This is a genomic window from Pseudoalteromonas sp. SG45-2, from assembly GCF_014164115.1.
Lineage (GTDB): Bacteria > Pseudomonadota > Gammaproteobacteria > Enterobacterales > Alteromonadaceae > Pseudoalteromonas > Pseudoalteromonas distincta.
Genome location: NZ_JACJEO010000008.1, coordinates 170522 through 194751, shown reverse-complemented (window position 1 = coordinate 194751; position 24230 = coordinate 170522). Strand labels below are relative to the sequence as shown.

Annotated in this window: 21 protein-coding genes; 3 read left to right on the top strand and 18 right to left on the bottom strand. The window is 38.8% G+C overall.

Annotated features, from left to right (window positions below; genetic code table 11):
• Window positions 1–521 precede the first annotated feature (521 nt).
• The 6 genes from H5116_RS08105 to H5116_RS08080 form a co-directional block, all read right to left on the bottom strand.
• Entirely contained in the window at window positions 522–845 is a 324-nt protein-coding gene (locus tag H5116_RS08105; protein WP_182715901.1) for a hypothetical protein, read from the bottom strand.
• A 68-nt stretch (window positions 846–913) separates the two neighbouring features.
• Window positions 914–2476 carry a TnsD family Tn7-like transposition protein gene (locus H5116_RS08100; protein WP_182715900.1) on the bottom strand — a complete coding sequence of 521 codons (1563 nt, stop codon included), beginning with the start codon at window positions 2474–2476 and terminating at the stop codon, window positions 914–916.
• A gap of 74 nt (window positions 2477–2550) precedes the next feature.
• Window positions 2551–3972 carry an ATP-binding protein gene (locus H5116_RS08095; RefSeq protein WP_182715899.1) on the bottom strand — a complete coding sequence of 474 codons (1422 nt, stop codon included), beginning with the start codon at window positions 3970–3972 and terminating at the stop codon, window positions 2551–2553.
• The gene (locus tag H5116_RS08090) at window positions 3969–6107 is read right to left on the bottom strand and encodes a DDE-type integrase/transposase/recombinase (protein ID WP_182715898.1); all 2139 of its coding nucleotides are present in this window, start codon (window positions 6105–6107) and stop codon (window positions 3969–3971) included. The genes H5116_RS08095 and H5116_RS08090 overlap by 4 nt, the downstream gene beginning before the upstream one ends.
• Complete coding sequence (locus H5116_RS08085) at window positions 6094–6921, bottom strand: TnsA endonuclease N-terminal domain-containing protein (protein WP_182715897.1); 828 nt, start codon at window positions 6919–6921, stop codon at window positions 6094–6096. The genes H5116_RS08090 and H5116_RS08085 overlap by 14 nt, the downstream gene beginning before the upstream one ends.
• A 132-nt stretch (window positions 6922–7053) precedes the next feature.
• Window positions 7054–8238, bottom strand: a complete 1185-nt coding sequence (locus H5116_RS08080) for an NAD(P)/FAD-dependent oxidoreductase (RefSeq protein ID WP_182715896.1) — start codon at window positions 8236–8238, stop codon at window positions 7054–7056.
• Window positions 8239–8566: 328 nt separating this feature from the next.
• Here H5116_RS08080 and H5116_RS08075 point away from each other — a divergent pair, with 328 nt between their 5' ends.
• Window positions 8567–10693 carry a S8 family peptidase gene (locus tag H5116_RS08075; protein ID WP_182715895.1) on the top strand — a complete coding sequence of 709 codons (2127 nt, stop codon included), beginning with the start codon at window positions 8567–8569 and terminating at the stop codon, window positions 10691–10693.
• 105 nt (window positions 10694–10798) lie between these two features.
• Here H5116_RS08075 and H5116_RS08070 read toward each other — a convergent pair whose 3' ends face one another.
• The 7 genes from H5116_RS08070 to rplU all read right to left on the bottom strand — a co-directional run bounded on the left by H5116_RS08070 (window position 10799) and on the right by rplU (window position 15638).
• Complete coding sequence (locus H5116_RS08070; RefSeq protein WP_024594812.1) at window positions 10799–11272, bottom strand: peroxiredoxin; 474 nt, start codon at window positions 11270–11272, stop codon at window positions 10799–10801.
• Window positions 11273–11402: 130 nt separating this feature from the next.
• Window positions 11403–12287 (bottom strand): UTP--glucose-1-phosphate uridylyltransferase GalU, encoded by an 885-nt coding sequence (galU, locus tag H5116_RS08065; RefSeq protein ID WP_165744542.1) that lies wholly within the window; start codon window positions 12285–12287, stop codon window positions 11403–11405.
• Between the two features lie 448 nt (window positions 12288–12735).
• Window positions 12736–13113 (bottom strand): DUF3718 domain-containing protein, encoded by a 378-nt coding sequence (locus tag H5116_RS08060; protein WP_024594810.1) that lies wholly within the window; start codon window positions 13111–13113, stop codon window positions 12736–12738.
• A gap of 78 nt (window positions 13114–13191) precedes the next feature.
• Window positions 13192–13683 (bottom strand): type 3 dihydrofolate reductase, encoded by a 492-nt coding sequence (folA, locus tag H5116_RS08055; protein WP_182715894.1) that lies wholly within the window; start codon window positions 13681–13683, stop codon window positions 13192–13194.
• A gap of 73 nt (window positions 13684–13756) precedes the next feature.
• Entirely contained in the window at window positions 13757–14914 is a 1158-nt protein-coding gene (gene cgtA, locus H5116_RS08050) for an Obg family GTPase CgtA (RefSeq protein ID WP_002957746.1), read from the bottom strand.
• Between the two features lie 138 nt (window positions 14915–15052).
• On the bottom strand, window positions 15053–15310 hold the full coding sequence (gene rpmA / locus H5116_RS08045) for a 50S ribosomal protein L27 (RefSeq protein WP_002957747.1): 258 nt from the start codon (window positions 15308–15310) through the stop codon (window positions 15053–15055).
• 16 nt (window positions 15311–15326) lie between these two features.
• Window positions 15327–15638, bottom strand: a complete 312-nt coding sequence (gene rplU / locus H5116_RS08040; protein WP_002957748.1) for a 50S ribosomal protein L21 — start codon at window positions 15636–15638, stop codon at window positions 15327–15329.
• A 422-nt stretch (window positions 15639–16060) separates the two neighbouring features.
• On the opposite strand from rplU, the gene ispB reads away from it, so the two are divergent.
• Complete coding sequence (gene ispB / locus H5116_RS08035; RefSeq protein ID WP_024596483.1) at window positions 16061–17032, top strand: octaprenyl diphosphate synthase; 972 nt, start codon at window positions 16061–16063, stop codon at window positions 17030–17032.
• An 84-nt stretch (window positions 17033–17116) separates the two neighbouring features.
• Here the strand turns inward: ispB and mdh are convergent, their stop codons facing one another.
• Window positions 17117–18049, bottom strand: a complete 933-nt coding sequence (gene mdh, locus H5116_RS08030) for a malate dehydrogenase (protein ID WP_002957751.1) — start codon at window positions 18047–18049, stop codon at window positions 17117–17119.
• Between the two features lie 225 nt (window positions 18050–18274).
• Between mdh and argR the strand changes: the two genes are divergently transcribed.
• The gene (argR, locus tag H5116_RS08025) at window positions 18275–18742 is read left to right on the top strand and encodes a transcriptional regulator ArgR (protein WP_002957753.1); all 468 of its coding nucleotides are present in this window, start codon (window positions 18275–18277) and stop codon (window positions 18740–18742) included.
• A 7-nt stretch (window positions 18743–18749) separates the two neighbouring features.
• Here the strand turns inward: argR and H5116_RS08020 are convergent, their stop codons facing one another.
• The 4 genes from H5116_RS08020 to H5116_RS08005 are packed head-to-tail and all read right to left on the bottom strand — an operon-like array spanning window position 18750 to window position 23383.
• Window positions 18750–19649, bottom strand: coding sequence for a Dyp-type peroxidase (locus H5116_RS08020; protein ID WP_182715893.1), 900 nt, complete (start codon window positions 19647–19649; stop codon window positions 18750–18752).
• A 48-nt stretch (window positions 19650–19697) separates the two neighbouring features.
• Window positions 19698–20747, bottom strand: a complete 1050-nt coding sequence (locus tag H5116_RS08015) for an ABC transporter ATP-binding protein (protein WP_182715892.1) — start codon at window positions 20745–20747, stop codon at window positions 19698–19700.
• Window positions 20748–22379, bottom strand: a complete 1632-nt coding sequence (locus tag H5116_RS08010; protein WP_149603256.1) for an iron ABC transporter permease — start codon at window positions 22377–22379, stop codon at window positions 20748–20750.
• Window positions 22379–23383: a Fe(3+) ABC transporter substrate-binding protein gene (locus tag H5116_RS08005; protein ID WP_182694322.1), complete on the bottom strand. Its 1005-nt coding sequence runs from the start codon at window positions 23381–23383 to the stop codon at window positions 22379–22381. Before H5116_RS08005 ends, H5116_RS08010 begins: the two co-directional genes overlap by 1 nt.
• Between the last annotated feature and the right edge of the window lie 847 nt (window positions 23384–24230).

The window sequence follows — 24230 nt, the reverse complement described above, 5'->3', positions numbered from 1 at the left end:
CCCGAAGAGATTAAAGCTTGAAGTATGCGCGTAAGATGTTCGCTATATATTAAAATCAGCCATCGTCATATCTAGAGCTATCTGTTCAAAGATACTTTAAGATTGAGATGGCTCGACTGACCGCTAATCGCTCAAAGCCGACCTATAGAGTATTTACGTTAACTCATAAAGGGGCAGAAACGAGTTAATCATGAATGACTGCTCATGGCACATATGCGATTGTCAGATTTGCTCAAAAACTAAAAATCAAACCTGTACAATAAGGCTATAAGTAAATTTTTACCTTATGAGTAGGAAAGTGTCTCTGATACTTGATTCAAAGTAACACTGTTAGCTTTTAGTGCATTCATTTATTAGCTTTTAGTGTATTCATTTATTAGCTTTTAGTGTAGAGCTAAGGACATTTACAGCATGGTACTCTTTACGCTTGCTTCATTAAACCCCTCAAGTATCTATCGTTATGCAGAGAACATTACCTTCAAAAGTAAAACAAATAGACAGATTAGAAGACGATAAGCGTCTTATTTATCTTCCATAATATCTTTAAGTGCTATGAGTTTTAGCTGTGTGCCATCGCGGTATCCTTTTGCTAACAAATCGTCTAATACAGCACCAGTGTAGAAGGTGTAGCCATTTTCTTCACCAACGGGGAGCTCATATATAGAGCCTGATACTTGAGGCCAAATCCAATAATTTCCACAATCAGATAAGTGCGGTAAAGACTTTGAGCCTGAACTCAATCTCCAACGATCCCCTTCCCTCCAAGAACCGAATATAAGATATAAATTATCGTTTTCTTCTGATTTGGATTTTAAAACAACCCAACCTTCTGGTTTAAAAATCATAGTAAGCCTTCTACTCATTAAATTTGACTAAAAAACAATATATTCAATTCTATCTGACTATACAGACCCTATACATTTAATTGTTCTTCAATATATTTTATAGTCTCTGGTAATCTATTCGCGTACCTAGTTAACCAGCCATGACCTCCAATCGCTTTGTCTAGTTTTGTCCTAGATAAAGTAACTTCAGACCTTACCAGTATAGCTTTAACTTTAGTGAGTAACTCCCTATCTCTTTTACTCCAATTAACTCTTGCTAGAGCTTGTGGCTTAGTTGGAGCAGGCAAAGTTAAATGCAACCACTCATTTTCATTTACATTAAGCCAATGAAAAGCAGCGTAACAATTTACCTTTACTTCTTGCTTAATGGCTAAGGGCTCTAGCTTTATGAATCTTAATATCATAGCTTTATATTTTCGCCTTTTAGACTCATATTTAAATTGTTTCCTTTTTTTTACTAAACTAGGCTCTGAAGAGATTACTTGCTCAACGCTTCCTGAAGATATTTGAAATAGAGACGCTATAGCTTTTCGGTGAAAACCTTTTTTAGCTAGAAGTAATATCCTCTGTTTCATTTTAATTGTTATATATTTGGGCTTAAGGTTAATCGGAATATTAAATCTTAATGCAAGGGTCTTTATATAACATCGGCTTTTTCCTGTGACTCGACTAACACTCGCCATTGACTCACCTTGCTTAAGCAAGCTGATGCATTGATTTTCCATCGACATCGCAGGTTTTGCTTCTGTCAAAACAATATTACTTCTCACTTTTTCAACCGCTTGCTTTGCAAGCCAGAAACCAAATAAGAGAAACTTTATTGGATGTTGAGAAACTTTGCCTGATAGAAAATATGAAATATAACGATAATCCTCTGATGAACGGGGGTAAAAAAAGTTTGTGTCATGGACTAAATCTTGAGAAAGTTGATATAAACTCATCAAAATTAACCTCCGACGATATCTTCCTTTATTAGTTATGTAACCTAGCTTTTGAAGCTGGGCTTTAAAAGTATTTAAACTGAAGCTTTTACTACTACAACTAGTTAGATTTAATACATCATATGAATACTGAGCAAAATCAAAGCTGACTTGGCTACTTGGCCTTGATTTAACATTTAAAGGTGGTAGTAAGCAATGGCTTAATCTTGAGCGAGTTTCTAGAGAAAAGTGTTCTAACTGAACCCTATGTAAAGAACAAGATTCAATGCCAGGGACTTGATGACTTCTATGCCAATAAGATAAACCAAATTCTTGAGCATTGACTCTGGCGCATTCAGGGCAAAACTTAATAGAAATTTGCTCTTTTTCACGAACACAGGTTAGTTGACAAGCGCGAATAGCTTCGCATGCCTTACTAGATATTAAAGCATTCGAAATAATTGAGCCATAAGATGGCAAGAAGTGCATAAACAAAGGAGCTAATGTTTGCTTGTTTAAAACTTCAATTGATAATTCATGACTAAATTTACAGACTTGTTCAAGACCCGCTGTTAAATAAGGGTGAATCGTTACTTTATGGTTACCAAATACATTAGATAAATAATTCTCACAAGTCATGCCACTCAAAGTAAAGTGACGCACAATACGGCTGAATATTATTTCATCTGGAAAAGGTAGAGGAAGCTGCATTCATTTTCAGTTCCAAGTTTAGCAATGGTTTAATTTTAGACTAAAACACTCTTAATGCTCATTATTTAAACACATCAAGATAACTCAGACAAAGGATCTTCAAGCAGCACTTTTTTCTGTCTCAAAAAGCTAATAGGGTTTTCAAAACCGCCAGCTTGTTGAAATGTATCTGGAAATTTTACTCTATCGTTTAAATCGACAGCACCTATTAGTTCAATCAGTTGACCTGCAAATTCTGGATGTTGCGGTTTAGTAATATCACCAGTTTTATCTATAGCAATCACTCTTTCTGTCTCAATCTTTTCAGTACTACGTCGCTGCTTCCCTGTTGGTAAACTAATTACACTTTTTAGTTCATGAATCTTATTGGTTTGTCGGGATAAACCACATGCTATTGCATTGCCAGCCTCGAGTGTTGATACTGTTAGCCGCTCATCATCGCTGCCAATCACTAATCGCTGTGCCTCTCGATAGGTCCGGCTTGCCATGTCTATATTCCCAACCGAAAGCTTATGTAATGAGTCATTGAGCTCTTCCGAGAGCTCTGTATAAACATTAGCCCATTGATAATTCCAAAGTTGAGTTATAAACGCCCGCCATGAATCACTGTCCTTAGCAAGCACAGACATAGTGTGATGGTATCCACTTTCAGCTCTTCTAGCTGCTTTCAATTCTTTAATTAAAGTTTGATCAAATGGGGGATTTCCAATAAAGAAAAGCGGCACACCTAGTTTGTTCACTAATCGATGCAAGAACCTAAGCAGATTGTTCTCACCACCAGTTCGTTTAAACTGTAAGTTTTGCATCTCATCTATAATTAGCATCCCGAGAAAGCTCGATTTAATACACTGCTCTAATTGACGAACAAGTGCACCTATTGTACCTGCTGGCTTAGTTTTTTCTCTATCTAATGAGAGGTCTAATACTGATAAAATTTCTTCACATAAATCTCTTACACTAGAATTACTTGGGCAATCGACTTTTATCCAAACAACCTGTTTTAGTGCTGTAAAAGAACAACCTTTATATGAGTTATGTTCAATAACATTAGGAAAATAATTAAGAACCTGCTCCAGCATTGACGATTTACCTACACCACTTTCACCAATTAGCGTTAAACCCTCACCTTTAGGCTGGAAAAAGCCAGTTCTAGGTTCAATTTCAGGCCTTTCATCAACTAAATAATGTAAATATTGTGCGGTAGTAGGGCTAAGTGGGTTTTTTGCTGAGTATCCTTTTTTAATAGCTCTTTCTATTGCTCTGAAACAAGATTCATAGTCACTCAAAGGTTGTCTGAGTTCTTCTATTCTATTTAGATATTCTTCTCTTACTAATGGATTTGGATGTTCAGAAACTTCTTCAGCATAATCTGGATAATTACAGAATACAGTCATAACAACTTGCCAAGAAAGCTTAGGAGGAAGGGCTTCAATTAAGGGATTACCTTTGTGTTCAGGTAAGATTGCATCATGGTATATAGCTTGAGTTATTGTCATGATGACTCTCCTTTTGTTTTTCTCTTTCTACCAACCGGTAAAGAAACGATCTTATCAGATCTGTTTTCTAATGGTGTAGCATCGATATTTTTATTGCTCTGCATTTTTGGCTGAAGTACGTTCGTTGTTGCTTGCAACTCATCCTCACGTCTTTGACGAACATTCTTGGTTTTTTCGGAAAACGCTATCTTTTCAGCATTGTTGCTTCGTTCTTTGGCGTTTTTAGTCACATGACGACGACTTTGGTGATCATCTATAGATGTAACACTTATAGGGGTCAATTCTTTTTTTGAGTCTAACCAGTCTTGTATAAATTCAGACTCGTACATTGATTTATCTTTAAACATACGACTACGTGGCAATAGATAACAGAACTCAAAATTTTTATTTTTATCTAGTTTTACATAAATGTAATTAGTTGTATTTTCATCAATTCGTGCTTCCAATTTCCATTGGCCTGATGATCTAGCTATAGATGCTAAATTACGTTCTTCAATTTCTTTGTTTGAATAATACAACCCATTATAGTGAATTCCATTGCGCGTCATACTAACTTGTGTAGGGGGAAGTAAGCGGGATATAACGTCATGAGGTAGAGCGGCTTGAAGTTCATGTTTATACTTAGCGAGATGGATCTTCCAGTAATTGATAGGAGTTGGAGATAAGTCATTTTCAACTAGTAACGGACTAGAAAAAGCTAGGTCAGAAAATATGGATTTATTATGCTCTAAAATGCCTTTAATTATTTCAACAGTCACTTCTTTTAAAGTATGGATAGCATCCTTTCTAGGATCTCTACTCCCCCTGATGACGTTACCACCTCGAGTGGTACCTAAAAATTCATGAATAACTTTTTTATTTAAAATATCAAAGCGCTTCTCAACCACTCCCTTATAATCTGGCCTATAAGGAGGGGTGAAAGAAAGCTTAGTCATCGGGTTTAACGCTTTCTTAGGCTGTAAGCCAATCATTTCACCATTATCGCAGACAAGTTCTTTTGGAATATGCGAGCAAGGCCACTCTGAATCATCTATATTTACACCAAACTCTTCACAGTAACGAGATTTAGGTAGGAAACAGTTTGATAATGCTTGCCTAGCAGCTCGCCATGAAGCATGAAAGAGTGAAACATGCATTCCAACTATCATTCGACTAGCCCTATCAACGACGATATAAATTGTTGGTCGGCCTAATATATACTGAGAGCTAAGCTCAGAAACAATATGAACATCAGCAACCGTTGCATCGATCTCAAAATGGGACCCGGGTAAATAGCTATCTTGAGTTACGCTACCCAGTAAACCTCTTTTATTCCTTAAGTGATCATTTTCCGAGGTTCTATTTTTAATAAACTCATCTTTCGAAAATATTTTTTTTGACCAGTAGCTAAACTGTTTAAGAGTAGGAACTACTGGCGGTTTACCATATGCATTAGCAAGGCGTACTTCATCAGCATAGCTATCTATCAGCATATTTTTATAAGTTTTTGACAGCGTCAAGCCTGTCTGCTTTAGATAGTATTTTTTAAGTGCTTTCGTGAATTTATTTTTATCTATATCAGTGACTATAAATTTAACTGCTCTTTCCACAGCCACGGTTCTTGGCTGTTTAGGTGACCCCAGTGGTTTATCTGTTGGTCTCCTATCTTTCCCTAAACCACCACTCTTGCTATAGGCTGGGAGAAGAGCCATTTTATCCTGTCCATAACGCCAAAATTGAGTTAAAAGGCGGGATAATACTTTACGATCAATGCCCATTTTTTCCGCATATTTTGCTAGATGTGGAACACGCTTCTTAGTCGCATAATCAAAAAGAAAACCTCGGTCAGAAATAATGCTTTCAATTAGCTCGTAATTTTTATCTCTACGAGAGAGATGCTCTTTGGCAATATTCTCTTCTGCAACTGAAAGAAAACTAGGAAGGCTAAAAACTGACTTGGTGAAATTTTGGCTTTTAACATGTTCAATAAAAGCTTCTATTGAAATAGCAAAAGGGCGAATGGTAGTCGAATTATTACTAAGAGGGAATAGGATGACAGAAGTAACATCGCTCATAATGTCTAAAACTCGATATAAGCCATCATCAGCTAAATCTGAGCCTTTCAACTCCCATACACTATTTCTAGGAAGTTCCATTCATGACCCCTTTTTGCATAGAAGCGATAGATTTGACATCTAAAATTCCAACTTCAGGAATATTAGATGATAAATCTACATCAATGTATTTATCTGCAATTAAATAACGAATAAGTAACTGTGAATCATCATGTGTAGCTATATTCATGGAAATAAGTTCATTACAAAGATCTTCAAAAAAAACCTGCCCTACATTTATAATAGTTAAGGCACGACTTATTTGTTCGTCAGAAAAACGTGTTGGATTTTCACGAAAAGGAGCTGATGCCCATTCTAGATTACGACTTTGAGTTTTGGTTAATTCGTTACCAGTGAAGTAGCTAAACTTAACTCCAAGCAGTTCCCAACAAACTCGTTCAATATCAATCTTTTCAAGTACTCGCTGCTTCCCCGACTCACTTTCAGGCTTAACTGAAACGGCGTGATATGAAATACCTTGAGTAGAATCAATAGTTAGTAATTGATCCGTAGTCATAATTATAGGTTCTTTGGTTTTGGGATGAGCTGGATGCTTAATACCCAGTATATTTGCCACTTTTTGTGTATAGTTAAGTGGCAAGATAGGAAACTGCTCTCTTATATCAACGACACTGTCAGAGAACTCGGCTAGGTAAAAGAGTTCAGCTTCAATTGAGGACATCATATGATGCTCACGCTGAGACTTTCGCCCAAAAACTAGTGACCTCGTTCCGTGGGATTTAACATCCTGAATTCGCAGCCAGGGCTTATAATTAAACCCTTCTCCTATCCCATATTTGTTCTTAAGGGCTCGCTGAAAATCCTGCACAGATTCTAACTTTCTTCCTCGTGACATGAGTATTACCATTACCTTTACATAGATAAAGCATAGTAGCAAACCTCACTACGGGCAAACTTTATTGTCTAAAAACCTTCTTACGGGCAAACTTTTGTGCTTACGGGTAAACTTTATTGTCTCTACACAAACTTAAGCGTGCTGCCCACAAGCAAATCCACAGCTCCACGCATATTGGAAGTTGTAGCCTCCAAGCCACCCTGTTACGTCAGTTACTTCGCCTATAAAGTATAGGCCTTTAGCTTTTTTAGCTTCAAAGGTTTTTGAGCTCAACTCGTCGGTATCTACACCGCCCAATGTTACTTCTGCTGTTCTATAACCTTCTGTGCCATTGGGTTTAATTTGCCACGCATGAATATAATTTACTAACTCATCTATTTGAGCATGGGTAAGCTGATTAATATTACAATCTGGTATCGCTTTGCTTTCGTGCAGTATTTCTATAAAGCGTTTAGGTAAAATAGTCGCAAGGCTATTTTTTAAAGACTTTTGGGCTTGCGTTTCTCGCCAATCAGCAAGTTGCTGCCTTAAATCAATTTCAGGTAATAGGTTTATAATTACAGCCTGCCCTGCTCGCCAAAATGAGCTTATTTGCAATATTGCTGGGCCCGATAACCCTCGGTGAGTAAAGAGGATGTTTTCTTTAAATACGGTGCCGTCTTCGCTTGAAACTTCACAGGGAATGCTAATTCCCGAGAGCCCTTCAAAACGCTCTTTATCATGCTGATGCAAAGTAAATGGTACAAGTGCAGCCATAGTTGGTAACACGCTTAAGCCAAACTGCTCTGCAATTTTATAACCTATTGGTGTAGCCCCTAATTTTGGCATAGTTAAGCCACCTGATGCTATAACTAACGACTCACAGCTTAAGGTTTCTTGCTCTGTGGTAACGCTATAGCCGGTTTCGGTTTTTGATACGCAGATCACTTCACTGCGTAGTTTTATATTTACCCCGGCCCACTCACATTCGGTCAGTAAAATATCAACAATGTCTTGTGCATTGTTATCGCAAAAAAGCTGACCTAGTGTTTTATGGTGATACGCCAAGCCATGTCTGTCTACCAGCTCAATAAAGTCATGCTGTGTATAGCGACTTAAACATGATTTAACAAAATGAGCATTTGCGCATAAGTAGTTATCAGGGGTTGCGTTTTCATTTGTAAAATTACAACGCCCACCACCACTTATTAAAATTTTACGACCTGGTTTTTTCCCCATATCAAGTACTGTAACGCTTCGGCCACGGTATCCAGCTTGCGCTGCACACATTAATCCTGCAGCTCCCGCACCTATTACAATTACATCTACTTGACTCATTATTTTACCCTACTAAAAAATTTTTCCGATTATAGCAAAGTTTGATAGCTAACAACGTAGCATTTAAATTATTAGCAATAACACAACAAAAACGCATCAGTAATAAGTCGGGAATAATTACCCGCACAATAAACCAACCCTTTATACTTATTTTTAATTTATATGACAAATACTAAACAACGAGTAAACCGCTAAAAACCTGAGTTATAACTAAATGAAAGAGGTACATAATAAATTGATATTTTAACCCAGTTAACAGATCGTTTACTTTTGTTCCCGCATCGTGATCCTACATCACGAAATAATAAATAAAAATCTAGGGATAATTATGACAACAAGTAAAACTTTTAAAAGATGCGCAATTGCAATTACAGTTAGTACGCTTTTTGCTGCAACATCTGGCATGGCTCAATCAGTTTCAAGTTCAATGGCTGAAACATCGGCTAAACTACAAAGCCAAGGCGGTTTCGAAACTCAGTTCATTATTAAATATAAAAATAATAACGAAATGGCGAGCCTCTCAACTGCAGACGCAAGCCCAGCTAGCATGAAAAAGCGCGCACAAAGCTTTGTTAAAAACTTCGCTTCTAAAAAAGGCAAAGTAAAAGCAAAATACGTTCGTGCAATGGCACTTAATAATCATCACGTAATGCGTGCTGATAAAAAATTAAGTGCGGCTGAGGCCCAAGAGTTTATGCAAGAAATGGTTGATTCTGGCAATGTTGAATACATTGAAGTGGATCAAATGCTAAAGCCGTTTTCAACTCCTAACGATCCACGTTTTGATGACCAATGGCACTACTACGAGCAAGCCGGTGGTTTAAACTTACCGACCGCATGGGATACCGCAACGGGTAGCGGTGTAGTTGTAGCTGTACTAGATACGGGCTACCGCCCTCATGCTGATTTAAACGCTAATATTTTACCGGGTTACGATATGATCTCTAACCTTTCGGTAGCTAATGACGGTGGTGGTCGCGATAGCGATGCACGTGATCCTGGTGATGCAGTTGCTGCGAATGAATGTGGTACTAACGGTGCACAAAACTCTAGCTGGCATGGCACGCACGTAGCAGGCACAGTTGCTGCGGTAACCAATAACGGTGAAGGTGTTGCAGGCGTAGCTTATAACGCAAAAGTAGTGCCTGTTCGTGTACTAGGTAAGTGTGGTGGTTTAACCTCTGATATTGCAGACGGTATTATTTGGGCATCTGGTGGAAGTGTTTCAGGTATTCCTGCTAACTCAAACCCTGCTGATGTAATTAATATGAGTTTAGGTGGGAGCGGTTCATGTAGCTCTACAACTCAAAATGCAATTAACACAGCACGTAGTAACGGCACTGTGGTAGTTATTGCTGCAGGTAACGATAACGATAACTCAGCAAACTACAACCCAGGTAACTGTAACGGTGTAGTAAACGTAGCCTCAGTGGGCCGTAATGGCGGCAGAGCTTATTACTCAAACTACGGTAGCAATATTGATGTTGCAGCACCAGGTGGTGCACAAAGCTTTGCAAACGACTCTGAAGGCGTTCTATCAACTTACAATTCAGGTTCGTCTACACCTTCAAGCGACAGCTATGGCTTTTCACAAGGTACATCAATGGCTGCGCCCCACGTAGCAGGTGTTGCGGCACTTATTAAGCAAGCAAAGCCAGATGCAACGCCTGACGAAATAGAAAGTATTTTAAAATCAACTACCCGTTCGTTCCCTGCAACATGTACTAGCTGTGGTACGGGTATTGTTGATGCTGCCGCAGCTGTTGCAGCAGCAAGTGGCGGCACTACTCCACCTACCGGTGGCGATAGCGAGCTTATTAATGGTGAAGCTAAAACAGGTTTAAGTGGGGCTGCAAATGCACAAGCATTTTACTCGATGACAGTACCAAGCGGTGCAACTAACGTAACATTCACTATGAGTGGTGGTACTGGCGATGCTGATTTATACGTACGTGCAGGCAGTAAACCTACAACTACTACCTATGATTGTCGTCCATATAAAGGCGGTAATAGCGAAGAGTGTTCTATTGATAACCCTACTGCGGGAACTTACCACGTAATGCTTAACGGCTACTCTGCGTATTCAGCTGTTAGCTTAGTAGGTAATATTACTGGTGGTTCATCATCGGGTGGCGGTTCAGGTACTCCACAAGCAGGTGGCGGCACTATAAGCGATGTGTCAGCCAATACTGGGCAGTGGAAACATTACACGTTAGATGTACCAGCTGGAATGACTACGTTTACAGTAACAACATCGGGTGGCAGTGGCGATGCTGATTTATTTGTAAAATACGGTAGCCAACCAACAGCAAGCTCATACGATTGCCGCCCTTATAAAAATGGCAATGCAGAAACATGTACATTTACTAATCCACAAGCAGGTACTTGGCACTTAAGCGTTAACGCTTATAGCACTTTCTCTGGTTTAACGCTTAGCGGGCAATACCAACCGTAATTTAAAGTTTGAGCCTTTAATAAAAAAACCGATGTTGCTGCCAACATCGGTTTTTCAATAATAACTAGCAGATTAGTTAAAACTAAAATCTACACTTTATTACTGTTATAGCTTCTCTAGTACTGATTCTGCGCGGCTTACAACAAACTCTTTGTCTTGTTCTACAAATAAACCTGTTACTAGCGCATTTTCAATAATCATAGCGTAACGCGTTGAACGTATACCACCAAAACTAGCAGTATCTTTATCAAGCCCTAAAGATTTAGTGAAACTTCCATCGCCATCCCCAAGCATTGTAATTTCTTGCGCGTTTTGTGAGTCACCCCATGCTTTCATAACAAATGCATCATTAACTGATACACAGTAAATAGCATCAACACCTTTTGCTTTAATTTTATCAGCAAGGGTAATAAATTCAGGTAAATGGGCATTTGAACACGTTGGTGTAAACGCACCAGGAACTGCAAATAACACGACTTTTTTACCTTCAAACAATTCTTTATTTGTAAGAGATTGCATACCGTCGTCAGTTAATTGCGTTAACGTCACTGCTGGTAATTCTTGGCCTTGCTCAATCATGGTAATTCCTTGAAAAGATTAATACAGAATAAGTAACAATCGTACTACGTAGCCTACTACTATGTATAAAAAGTACGGCTAACTTAGTAGCTCAAAACAGCCTACCATAGAACGAAGAATACGCGCTGTATTAAGGTAAATTCAAATCATTTATAAAACTTGAAAAATCATTACCTAGCTTTTCATCTCGCAGACTGTACTCAACAATTGCTTTTAAGTAACCTAACTTATCTCCACAATCGTGAGAGCGACCACTCATATGAAATGCTTCAACGGTTTCTTGTGCCATTAATGCGTCAATAGAATCTGTAAGTTGTATTTCACCGCCAGCACCTACAGACGTTTTTGCAAGTAGAGGCCAAATGTTCTTACTCAGTACATATCGCCCTACAACAGCTAGGTTAGAAGGCGCTAAATCTGCATCAGGTTTTTCAACCATTGCTTTTATTGCAGCACTTTTGCCTGGCATTAGATCAACCCCATTAATATCCGCAATACCATATTTACTAACGTCTTCTTTAGCTACTGGCTCAAGCATTATTTGGCTTGCTTGAGTTTCTTTAAAGCGTTTAATCATGGCCGCTAAGTTTTCAGTTTCTTGATCCGCAGTATAGGCATCAAGTATCACATCAGGCAGGAGCACAACAAAGTTGTTATCACCAACTATTGGTTTAGCGCATAAAATAGCATGCCCTAGCCCTTTAGCTTCACCTTGGCGTACACTCATAATAGTTACATCATTTGGACAAATAGAGCGAATTTCATCTAATAAAGCTCGTTTAACACGCTTCTCAAGAGTCGCTTCTAGTTCATAACTTGTATCAAAGTGGTTTTCGATTGCATTTTTAGAGCTATGCGTAACTAACACAATATCTTTAATACCAGCGGACACACATTCGCTGACAATATATTGAATTAGAGGCTTATCGACTATTGGGAGCATTTCTTTTGGGATAGCTTTTGTCATAGGGAGCATTCTCGTCCCTAAGCCAGCTACTGGAATTACAGCTTTCATATCTGTCCTTAGTGATTAAGTTTGTAAATAATATCAATTCGCTTAATTAAGTGATCTATTTTTAGGATGGAAAAACGTGTTGATAGCTAGGCAAAAAATTCGCTACTTAGTTGTTCTAAATGAGAATTTTTTAACACAGGTGCGACACGTTTAGCCCCGCAAAATAATTAACTATTATTGCGTATTGGTACAAACTAGCAGATACAAAATAGATACCAGCTGAATAAAGTTACCTCTTTTGAAGAAGTAAATTTGAAGCTGTTTATTAAACAGAGACTCTACATTTTTGGTTATTTAAAATGAGCAGGTAAGTTATGAAGTTTATTAATGATTTTGTTGTGGGGTGAGATTACATTAGCTAAACGAAAAAAGCCTGGGTTTGCTATAAATAACAAACCCAGACCAATAAATTTCTAACTAAAGGTCGCGTTACAAAACCTTTTTATAATTAAAGACCTGCACGCTCTTTAATTACTGCAATAAGCGGTGAGCTGGCAAAATTCCCTTCAGCCCAAGCAATATCAGCACCATCTGTTAACGCACTTTTTGATAAGTTTTTAACTATATACTCACCAGTATCTACTGCATTACTAGCAACAGCATGACGTAATAAGTTATTACCATTACATTGTACTGCATCATAAATATTACGAATTTTTACACGAGAGCTTTTAAGCTTGCTGCGTAATCGGTTTTTATCGTCTGCCGCAATATATTCACAAATAGATACTGCTAATTGATCTTCAGCATTTACAGGTGCTGTATACGAAAACGAACTAACAGCTACAACGGCAGTAAGTGCAACTAGCTTTGGTAATTTAAACATGACAAACCCTTTATAATACTTTGTTCTTATATAGACTATCGAATATTATATCAATCTATCAAAATTTACGCAATAATGTTAACGTTCTTTATATAAAGTTACGAATTTATAACTAGATAAATTCTTGTCATCCGGATGCTTTTCTTGCTCTTCTTTCACGTACCAATTAGCAACTTTATTGTAATCTGGAAACTGTGTATCGCCTTTAACATCTAAATCAATAAAAGTTAGATACAGGCGTTCTGCTTTTGGTAAAAATTGCTCATAGATATTACCACCACCAATAATCATTACTTCTTCAGCAGTAGTAACGAGTTCTAATGCGGCATCTGGCGTAGTTACTACTTCAATACCCTGTGCAGTATATTCGCTGTTTCGAGTAATAATAATATTACGGCGCCCAGGTAATGGACGGCCTATAGACTCAAAAGTTTTACGACCCATGATCACAGGCTTACCCGTAGTGACCTTTTTAAAATGCTGAAGATCTGCAGGTAAATGCCATGGCATTTTATTATCTAGACCAATTACACGGTTATTTGCCATTGCTGCAATCATTGAAATTATCATAATATACACCTAGTACTTTATTCTTAAACAAAGAAAAAGGAGCATAAGCTCCTTTTTAGTAAATTCTATTTAATTAACGCTCGTAGACAACTTCTACGTCGTAATCATCTTCATCCCAGTCATCCCAATCATCATCATTGCCCTTACCTTTAGTGGCTTTTTCATGATAGGTATCCCACTTAAATTCAACTTCTTCATCTTCCACTTGTACAAACTTCTCTTTAGGCATGCTATCAAGTAGTGTCATTATGTTGTGGATTAATGGTTGAGTGTTAAGTTTATTAATTGCTGAAATGTGATAGATATTTTCAGTTTCGCCCAGCTCTTCTGCAATCGATTCGCATAACGCTTTTGCTTCATCCTCTGGTAATAAATCTATTTTATTAAATACTAACCAGCGTGGCTTCTCAGCTAATTTAGGGCTGTATTGGTGCAGCTCGTTAATAATCGAAAACGCATTATCAACAGGGTTTGAACCATCTACCGGCATTACATCAATAATGTGTAATAACACACGACAACGCTCTAAATGTTTCAAAAAGCGAATACCTAGGCCTGCGCCATCAGATGCACCTTCAATTAGACCCGGAATATCGGCTATAACAAATGATTTATTTGCTTCAGGACGTACCACACCTAAATTAGGAATAAGCGTCGTGAATGGGTAATCAGCTACTTTTGGTCTTGCTGCAGATACACTGCGGATAAACGTAGATTTACCGGCATTTGGTAGTCCAAGTAAGCCAACATCAGCTAATAATAGTAACTCTAATTTTAAGTTACGTACTTCACCTGGTGTGCCTAATGTTTTTTGACGAGGTGCTCGGTTAGTACTTGATTTAAAACGCGCATTCCCCAAGCCGTGGAAACCACCTTTTGCAACCAAAATTCGTTGACCATGTTGAGTTAAGTCGCCAAGTCCCTCTTGGGTATCAACATCCATGATGCGTGTGCCTACAGGCACCATAACAAATAAGTCATCAGCTTTTCGGCCTGTACAGTTACGGCTACGACCGTTAGTACCACGTTCAGCTCTATGGAAGCGCTCAAACTGATAATCAATTAAGGTATTTAAGTTTTCATCAGCTTGTAGATAAACACTACCACCGTCTCCACCGTCACCGCCGTCTGGTCCACCATCTGGAACATATTTTTCACGACGGAAAGACACGATGCCGCTGCCACCGTCTCCAGCTTCTGCGCGAATTTCTACTTCATCTACAAACTTCATGATTACTCACTTTAGGGATTGGCTTGTTTAATAACTCTATTATATACCCAAGCCAGCACAAATGCAGGCTTGGGTATATATTGGCTGACTACAAAACAAAAAACCCCGCAAAGGCGGGGTTTTTAACTACCTTACTGATTACTCAGTTACGATAGTTACGTATTTACGGTTTAAAGGACCTTTTTGTTCAAACTGAACTTTACCATCTGCTTTTGCGAAGATAGTGTGGTCTTTACCGATACCTACGTTAGTACCAGGGTGGAAACGAGTTCCACGCTGACGAACAATGATGCTACCCGCTAGAACTGATTCGCCACCAAAACGCTTAACACCTAGGCGTTTGCTTTCTGAATCGCGACCGTTACGAGTACTACCAGCTGCTTTTTTATGTGCCATTTCTAAGTACCTCTAATTAAGCGCTAATGCTAGTGATTTTAACTTCAGTGAACCATTGACGATGGCCCATTTGCTTACGAGAATGCTTACGGCGTCTAAATTTAACAACCTTAATCTTCTCACCGCGACCATGTGAAACAACCTCAGCTGTTATCTTGCCACCGTTTACGAACGGTACACCGATCTCGATTTTCTCACCATCAGCAACTAAAAGTACTGAATCAAATTCTACTGCCGCACCAGTTTCAACGTCTAATTTTTCAAGACGAATCGTTTGACCTTCAGTCACACGATGCTGTTTACCACCACTTTGGAAAACCGCGTACATAATTAACTCCGTCTGTGCACCCTCAAATCGGCGCAACTAAAATATTCTTCGATAGGGCGCGAAGTTTACGCTAACGCGAAATAACTAGCAAGCCTATTTTGTAATTAAAATGAATAAAAAGTAGCTGCTTTGAGAGCAATTCAATATTTACCCCATTTTATATTAATTGGCCCTTTTGCCAAGCGCTTTTTAACTCTTAGCCGAAATAAATTAATGTACTCAAATATGACCCTCACAGCTCAATATCTAAGCACACCATAAACTCTATATTGATTATCAATTAATCAGTTATCTTGGCTAATTCAGTCTAAATTAAGTACTTTAATAGTGTTTTTTCAATCAATCGTCACAAAATATCGAGCTAGTGCATTTTTTGTTGTACAATCTGCGCCGTTCACACATAAAAATTGGCTCGGAGATCAATGGATATAAAAGCTATCCAGGCGTTAATCGAAAGCGATATGAATGACGTCAATCAACTTATACATGCGCAAATGCGCTCAGATGTGGCGTTAGTTAATCAGCTTGGTTTATATATAGTTAGCAGTGGCGGCAAACGCGTTCGTCCAATGCTGGCTATTTTAGCAGCCAAAGCGCTCGGTTATCAGGGTAAAGATCACATAACACTTGCAACAATTGTTGAGTTTATCCATACAGCAACGCTATTGCATGATGATGTTGTAGATGAATCAAACTTACGACGTGGCACGCCTACAGCAAATGCTGAATTTGGTAATGCTGCTAGCGTATTGGTTGGTGACTTTATTTACACTCGCTCATTTCAGCTTATGGTTGGCCTTGGAAAAATGCAGATTATGCAAGTACTTGCCGATGCAACAAACATTATTGCTGAAGGTGAAGTATTGCAGCTGATGAACTGCAATGACCCAGATACGACTGAAGCCAGCTATATGCAGGTTATTTACTCTAAAACGGCTAAATTATTTGAAGCAGCTACAGGCCTTGCTGCCATTATCACAGAGCAAGACCAAGCGACACTTGATGCACTAAACCTATACGGTATGCATTTAGGTACTGCGTTTCAACTAGTAGATGACGTACTCGATTACAATGCAGATGCTGAGCAGCTAGGTAAAAACATTGGCGATGATTTAGCTGAAGGCAAACCAACCCTTCCGCTTATTTATGCTATGCAACATGGTAGCGAGCAGCAAACACAGCTCATTCGTGATGCAATAGAGCACAGTAATGGTATGGAGCATTTAGAAGAAATTTTAACTGCACTAAAACAAACTAATGCGCTTGAGTTTACAATGCAAAAAGCAGAGCTTGAGGCCGAAAAAGCCATTGCCTGTTTAGACTTTTTAGCTGAGTCTGACTATAAGCAAGCACTTATAAGCCTTGCCCGTATTGCGGTTGACCGCGACCACTAGTTTTAACTAGTTACACAGTGTGACATTAATTCTGAGCAATAAAAAAGCCTGCAAATGCAGGCTTTTTGTTGCTTAAACCGGCTATTACGCCATGAAATCAACACCTTCTTTGATGTCTTTTTTCAGAGTTTCAAGCATGTCATTTTTTGCTTTTGTTTCAAATGCGCTTAGTTCGCCGTAAGAAAGAATTTCTTCTACACCGTTTTTACCTAAACGTACTGGATGTGCAAAGTACTCTGCATCGCCATTTTCAACAGCAACGTAAGCGTAATCTACAACTTCTTCACCTTGTAGGCCTTTAACTAAAGACATACAAAAACGAGCTGCAGCAGCACCCATAGATAGCGTAGCTGAACCACCGCCTGCTTTAGCATTTACAACTTCAGTACCCGCATTTTGGATACGTGGAGTAAGTGCAGCAACTTCTTCATCAGTGAAAGAAACACCTTCAACTTGAGAAAGTAGAGGCAGAATAGTTGTGCCTGAGTGACCACCAATTACTGGTACTTTTACAGTTGCTACGTCTACGCCTTTAAGTTCAGCAACAAATGCTTCTGAACGAATAACGTCAAGCGTAGTAATACCGAATACGCGTTTAGCGTCGTAAGTACCTGCTTTTTTGAATACTTCAGCAACAATTGGAACTGTGCCGTTTACTGGGTTAGTAATAATACCTACTAACGCTTTAGGACAGCTGGCAACAATGCCTTCTGCTAAAGTTTTGATGATGCCAGCATTTACATTGAATAAATCAGCACGATCCATACCTGGTTTACGTGGCATACCCGCTGGGATAAGAACGATGTCAGAACCTTCAAGCGCTTTATTTAAATCGTCTGCGCCAAAGCCTGCAACTTTAACATCTGTTGGGATGTGAGAAAGGTCAACCGCAACACCTGGTACCACTGGTGCAACATCATAAAGTGATAATTCAGAGCCAGCTGGTAAGCCTGTTTTTAATAATAAAGACAACGCTTGGCCGATACCGCCTGCAGCACCTAATACAGCAACTTTCATTGGAATTCTCCGTAATTTGAGGTAGGAAACATTTGTGGCTCTTAAGATAATGAAATTAGCGACTAAAAACAAATTTATCCTGTCTATTTCAAGTATATTTTCGACCATAGTCGTAAACTTATGTGATTTAACGCATCAAACTGGCAAGTTAACTAAACAACTGCTGCATAATTATTCATTTTTGTGTAGAATTTGCGGCATAAATAACAAAAACGAATAAAGACTATGCAACCACAAGATAAACAAGAAGCACTGGTAAAAGCATTTAAATCACTATTAAAAGAAGAAAATTTTGGCTCTCAAGGCGAAATAGTTGATGCGTTAAAAGATCAAGGTTTTGACAATATAAGTCAGAGTAAAGTTTCACGCATGTTAAGTAAATTTGGCGCTGTACGCACACGCAATGCCAAACAAGAAATGGTTTACTGCTTACCTGCTGAAATGGGTGTACCTACGGCTAAAAGCCCATTACGCCAATTGGTAATCGACATTATGCACAACGAAATGATGATCATCATTCGTACCAGCCCAGGTGCTGCTCAGCTTATTGCACGTTTATTAGATTCATTAGGTAAAGCAGATGGCGTACTAGGAACAATTGCAGGCGACGATACTATTTTTATCGCTCCTGCTAAAATATCTGAAATAGATGTAACACTTGAACGTGTTCGCATTTTATTTGATACAGTTTAATAGCAAACTAAATTTGTTTTAAAAACCCTATTGAAGGTGCAAAGAAAGCAGAGCCCATATCGGCTTGAGTAAAATCAAGCCAGTGGTCGTAGCAATCCCCTTTCCCTAAACGACTATTAAGTACTTTTTCAAATGCGGTGCCCGTACAAGCGCATGTAATTGATAACATTCCCTGCTCATACACGTCGCCATAAGGCATGCTTTGATTTAATAGTAGCGGTTGTCCGTCTTCGTCTTTTAGCTCACTTCGCGAAGCATGGCTGGTTTCGACCGCTGGAGTAATTAGCGTGTTATCAAGACGCGTACGTCCCATTATTTGCTCTTGCTCACTCAATGATAAATGCTGCCACATAGTTAAATCATGTTTATAACGCTGAACATGAATATAACTCCCCTGATCTTCAAAGCTACCAGGGTTGCTGATTAAAGCCGTAGCGCGCTTTTTTCTTCCATGTGCGGTGTCGCCACCATAAATAAAACCGTTAAAATCACGACCATCTAAAAAACGAAAATTACGAATTTGCTCCACCAGCTCAACATCGGGGGCAAATAATTTTAAAATTTGCAGCGCAAATAAATGGTTAACATCTTCACGGTCAGAGCGAATTTGCACAAATAAATCGCACGGTTGTACGCTCATTTGGTGATCGCTATGGGTTATATTGGGAAAGCTCTGTAATTCGCTTGGAATGTATTCAGGGAGGATATGCGGCCAGTATTGCGCACCAATAGCAACCATACAAGAGAGCATTGATTCTGAAAATTGATCGCTAAACTCTTCTTCTATAGCGCTTACTTGTTTTAACTTTGCGCGAAGTGATTCGTCTTGACCATCAAACACATTAAAAAATAAGTGCAAACCGTGTAAGTTTGCTTCAGCACAAATCCCTGATTGCGCTTGCGCCATTGTTATTCCTTAGTTTTACAGATAAAAACACAGCGAATAACAAATTAATTACGATTCGAAAAAATTCACCGTGTGAGGTTTTATTTTTATTATAACCTGATCATTATTTTCAAATGACTGGCCATATTGTGCAGCAACTTCAATTTCTTGTTCATCAATAACAACCGAATAAACATACGCCGAACCAATAAAGCGACGACTTATGATTGTAGCTCGCTTGCTGAATTTGTCACTTTGGTTATCTGCCACTAATTCTATTTGATGAGGGCGCACATATATAAGCCCTGCACTTACATTATGCTTACTCTCAACATAAGATTCGACTAAACCAAATGGTGTTTTATATTCAGTTGCGGTTAACACTTCTGCGCTTAAGTATATGCCCTGACCCAGAAACTCTGCAACCTCCTTTGAACATGGAGCTGCAAAAAGCTGCTCAGGCGTGCCTTGTTGCTCAATTTTACCGCGATGCATAATGGCAAGTGTATCTGAAAACGCAAACGCCTCTTCTTTTGAGTGTGTAACAAACACAGCAGATACTTGAGTTGCCTTAATAATTCGACGTATATCGGCAATTAATTCAAAGCGTACTTGTGTGTCGATGTTTGAAAAGGGCTCATCAAGGAGTAATAAACTAGGTTTATAAGCTAATGCACGAGCGATAGCGACGCGTTGCTGTTGGCCACCCGATAACTGGTGTGGAAACCTGTCAGCACAGCCAATTAAATGTACAAGCTTAAGCATTTCATCAACGCGTTGCTGCTTTTGAGCTTTGCTCATATTACTAAGCCCAAATGCGATATTATTTGCCACCGTTAAATGCGGAAACAGCGCATAGTCTTGAAACATCATGCCGATGTTACGATGCTCAGGTGAGACAAACGATTGCTCATCACTCACTAATTTACCGTCTATAAAAATAGACCCTTGCTTGGCTTCAATTAAACCTGCAATCGCTTTTAATGTGGTTGTTTTTCCGCATCCACTCGCCCCGAGTAGGCAAACAATTTCGTCTTTACCTACTGTTAAATCTAAATCGTGAATAACCTTTGTGCCGTTATAGTGATAGCTCACGCCTTGTAAAATTAAACTACTCATTTAACTACGCTGCTCCATAGAACGATTAATAAAATACAAAGGAATAAACCCAACAATAACAATAAATAATGCAGATATTGAAGCAAGCTCTAACTGCTCGTCACTCACATACTGAAATACATGAGTAGCTAAGCTTTCAAAATTAAACGGTCTGAGCAATAGCGCAGCCGGCAACTCTTTCATACACTCAATAAATACCAATAAGGCAGCAGTGAGCAATCCTCTTCGCAGTAAAGGTAGATGCACTAAACGCAGCGTTTGCCCTTGGCTTTTACCCATTGATTGGCTTGCCATATCAAGTGATGGACTAATACGTAAAAAACTCGACTCAATTGCTCCGTGTGCAATGGCGTAAAACCTAACAATATAAGCAATAATAATAGTAAGAATGCTACCTGTAAGCAGTAAGCCAATATCTAAATTATACGGCTCGAGCGCTGTGTTAATGGTGTTCTCTAACAATGTAAGAGGTAACAAAACCGCAATAGCGAGTACAGTTCCTGGCAACGCATAACCTGTGCTTGCTAAACGCCCAGGAATAAGCGGATACGTTTGCTTTGCCACACGCTGATAAAAAACCACAAAAACACTCAATGTAATGGTTATAACACTTACAACCCCTGCCACTTTTAAACTTTGCCAAGCGTAACTAAAAAACTCTACATCCCATGCTTTATCAAAGTAGGTAATGGCGTAATTTATAAGTACTGCAATAGGAATTACAAAAGCGATAAGTAAAATAAAGCTACAAAATGCCGTTGCGAGCCAAGCAGACTTTCCTTTTAATACATAGAGCGATTCGCTATTTACACTTGATTGGCGCTCAAATACCGCTTGATTACGACGACTAAAACGCTCTGCCATTAATGCTAAAAATAACAGCAGTAACATCACACCCGATATTTTAGCGGCCGCTGTAAGTGAGTAATAACCAAACCACGTATCGTATACGGCGGTTGTTAATGTACTTACGGCAAAATAACTCACTGTTGCAAAGTCGGCCATGGTTTCCATACTAATAAGTGCAAGAGCCGCCACAATTGCCCCACGAGAGAGCACTAAACTAACTTTAAAAAAGCTTTGCCAAGGAGATAGCCCCATTAACTGGCTAGCTTGTACTAATTTGAATGACTGCTCGCGAAGGGCCGTTTTAAAAATTAAAAATAAATACGGGTAAAGCACCAAGGCAATCATAACGATGGCGCCGGGTAATGTACGTATATCAAAAAACCAATAGTCGCTAGGCGATTGCCAGCCAAACCATTCTCTCAGCGCTATTTGCACCGGGCCCGCATAATCTAATAAATCAGTGTATACATAGGCAATAATATAGGTGGGCATAGCAAGGGGTAGCATAAGTGCCCATTCAAACTGTTTTTTACCCGGGAAACTACAGTAAGCCGTTAGCCACCCAAGTGGCAAAGCTATGGCGCAGCTAAGGACGCAAACACCTAAAACTAACAATACGGTATTGGTTATGTAATCCCAAAGCACGGTATCCCACAGGTGAGAAAACACCTCAGAGCTACCTTGTAGAGATTCAAAAAGAAGAAAAAACAACGGGGCCGATAGTATTAAGCCAGTCGACCACGCAAAGAGCTGCCATTTAGACAGCTTAAATTTATTAGTCATTAAAGATCGAACTTCACCTCATCAATTAGCTTAAGTGCTAACGGACGATATTTACTAATCTCATCAAGTGGCAAGCTGTCTTCTTTAAAGCTACCCCAAGAGGCAACCAAAGTTGATAATTCAACACCCGACTTAACTGGATACTCCATATTTAATGAGGCATACATGTTTTGTGCTTTGCTGTCGGTCATATACTCTATGAGCTTTAATGCATTTTCAGGGTTTTTAGCGTATTTGGTAATAACCGCACCCGATACATTTATATGTGAGCCACGATTAACTTGATTCGGAAAGTTAATATTTACGGCCTCTGCCCAACCTTTTTGTTCTTTATCTTCTAGCATTTTGCCAAGGTAGTAACTATTACCTAATGCCAAGTTACATAAACCTTCTTTAACAGCTTTAACTTGAGCACGATCGTTACCTTGAGGTTTACGTGCTAAATTAGCCTTCACACCTTCAAGCCACTCTTTAGTTTGCGCTTCACCATGGTGTGCAATCATAGAAGCTACTAAACCTAAATTATATGGATGTTTGCCTGAGCGCGTACAAATTTGTCCTTTGTATTTAGAGTCTGCTAAATCTTCATAAGTGAGCTTAGGTAACTCACCAACTCGCTCTTTTGATGAATACACATTACGCACTCGCTTAGTAAGCGCAACCCATTGGCCATCACCGTCACGAAAGGCGGCTGGAACATTATTATTTACACTGTCACTTTTTATAGTTTGTGTTAATTTTAAATCTTCTAATTGAATAAGCGCGCTAAAGTTAGAGGTTAATACTAAATCAGCTTTACTGTGCTTGCCTTCGCGTTTAACACGCTCAATTAGCCCTTTTTTAGCAAAAACAACATTGGTTTTTATGCCTGTTTGCTTTGTAAAGTCTTCTAAAATTGGCTGAATTAAAAACGGTTGACGAAAAGAGTAGATGTTAACAACATCGTTTGCAAAGACTGGTGCCGATGCAACTACCCCTAAAACAAGTGCAAATACTTTCTTCATTATTCCACCTAAATAACTGTTATTATCAACGAATTCTACCGTGCTCATTCTAAAAGTGCACACTTTAAATAAATGTAAATATGTAAATAACGCCCAAAAAGGAAATACGGTGTAAGAGATGTCTTACGGATGTGACAGCTAATGAGTAAAAAACAAGATAAAAAACAACCTAAAAACAGTTAAGCACCTGAATTACATGAGATTTATTTTTATTACTATTGCAAAAACACTAATTGAATGTAGTTTTATCTCTATTTTAGTTGCTCTATTGCACTATAATTTACGCATCAACCAAGCAATGACGCTTATTGAGTAAAAGGAAATGGACTGCTTACTCAACCAACCAATGATTAGGTTATCAGGACAACACGGATTTTAGGACAGGCTCAGGATGAGTATCACAACGCAATGTTGTAAAAAGGACAGCGTCAGGAAGATGCGAAAAGGATAATAACAAGGCTAAGTTGTTCAACAGGATGTTGAAGGAATAAATGGACAGGCCTTTAAGGCAACACAAGGGATTGGTTAAAACAAGGATACACTAGGAAGTGTAATTAAGGATTTGGTAATAGTATTTACCCTACAGGATGTTTAGGAATTAAAGGATACAGGCCCGGACGGTCTACATTACATAGAACTAAAAAGTAATATAGTAATAAACATGGATTAGTGAAAATTGGAGTTGATTAAGTTCAATTGCAGGATGCAGAAAATTAGAAGATTCCGCAAGCGCGCCTAGAGATAGAGCGCGCTTTTCTTTGCCTAAAATTTGGGTGAGTAAAGCACTGAGCAACTATCACTAATCTTTACTGAGTAATATCGCGTCACAGCAAATCAATGCTAAGAC